At 39.5% G+C, this 1,536-nt stretch carries 1 protein-coding gene; it reads left to right on the forward strand.

The genetic code is table 11. The features are described from left to right. Window positions 1-198 precede the first annotated feature (198 nt). Window positions 199-1,401 carry an IS110 family RNA-guided transposase gene (locus tag AC3WLU_RS26700; protein ID WP_492598224.1) on the forward strand — a complete coding sequence of 401 codons (1,203 nt, stop codon included), beginning with the start codon at window positions 199-201 and terminating at the stop codon, window positions 1,399-1,401. Window positions 1,402-1,536 lie beyond the last annotated feature (135 nt).

The raw sequence follows: 1,536 nt of genomic DNA on the forward strand, positions 1-1,536 counted from the left end.
AATAGAATCTATTATATCAGTAGCCAGGGTAGGACGTACGGGTGCGTGGGACTTGATCCCGTGAACTAAACTGTCCGCCCCCTACTTGTAGAAACATGTTTGAGGCTGGTTGGGACGTAGATCTCGTATAACAAGCGAAGCTATGACACTGCATGGAGGATTAGGGGTACTGGTTAGTAAGTAGAGGAGGGAAAAACAATGAATCCAGTTGTTGGTCTGGATGTGGCAAAAGGAGAGAGCCAAGTTCAGGCATTCTTAGATCAATCTAAACCGTATGGGAAGAGCTTTTCAATGAAGCATATCAAAGAGGAATTAGATCATTTTTTAGAATTTCTAAAAGATATTGAAGAGGTGACAGGGCAGATGCCTATGGTCATTTTAGAATCTACAGGGCATTACCATTCTCCCGTTATTCAATTCCTGGAGGAACAAGGGATTCTATATATCTTACTAAATCCGATTATTTCTTATCAGGCAAAGAAGACTAGTTTACGAAAGGTAAAAACAGACGCTATCGATGCGTACCAGTTGTGTGTTCTGTATTACAAAGAGGATTTTGAACCTCATAAAATTAGAGGAATTCAGCTATTAGACCTTCGGAATTTGTCCAGACAACAGGAAATCGTAACGAATATGTATGTGGAAGCTAAACTTCAGTTTCACACCATTTTAGATCAAGTGTTTCCTGAATACCGGAAGGTTTTTGGGGATCTATATTCGAAGGTTTCTTTATTGATGTTAAAGGAATATCCCACTTCAGAGGCGGTATTAACAGCCGGAGAAAGTAGACTAGCAGAGAGTGTTATAGAGTTTTGTTCTAGCCGATCGGGTGAATGGGCATGGGAAAAAGCAAAAAGAATAATGGATTCCGCATCTCGAAATCCATTTCAAAAAAGCGTGTATGAAAGTCACGTAATCAATCTTCGTATGTATATTGAGTTGCTTTTTCATTACCAGGGACACCTTTCTGATTTGGAAGATCGTATAGTGGCCCTGGCAAATGAAATGGAAGAATATAAGATCATCCAATCGATTCCCGGTATCGGAGAAAAAATCGCAGCCACGATTATCTCTGAAATTGGTGAAATCGATCGGTTTAATCACCCGAAAAAACTGGTTGCCTTCGCTGGAGTAGATCCAAGTGTTCACTCATCAGGTAAGTTTACGGCAACCATTAATCGTATTACCAAAAGGGGTTCGAGCAGACTACGTCATTCTCTGTATCTTGCCGTACTATGTGGCATAAGAAGTTCAAGGAACAAAAAGCTTAAAGCCTTCTATGATAAGAAAAAATCAGAAGGAAAACCGGCCAAAGTGTCAATCGTTGCCTGTATGAATAAGTTGCTTCATTGGATTTACGCTCTATTAAAGAGAAAAGAAACGTTCCTAGATTTAGCCTGATTAACGGTTTTGTGAAACAGAGAGAAATCCTTCCAAAAGGGTTTTGGAGGGCTATTTGGCATGGCCAAAAATAGTATATCATAAGGGAAATGAAAATTTTAGAGAAAGATATTGACATCCTATTAGCTGGTTTAG

This window comes from Peribacillus sp. FW305-BF15, assembly GCF_058783805.1.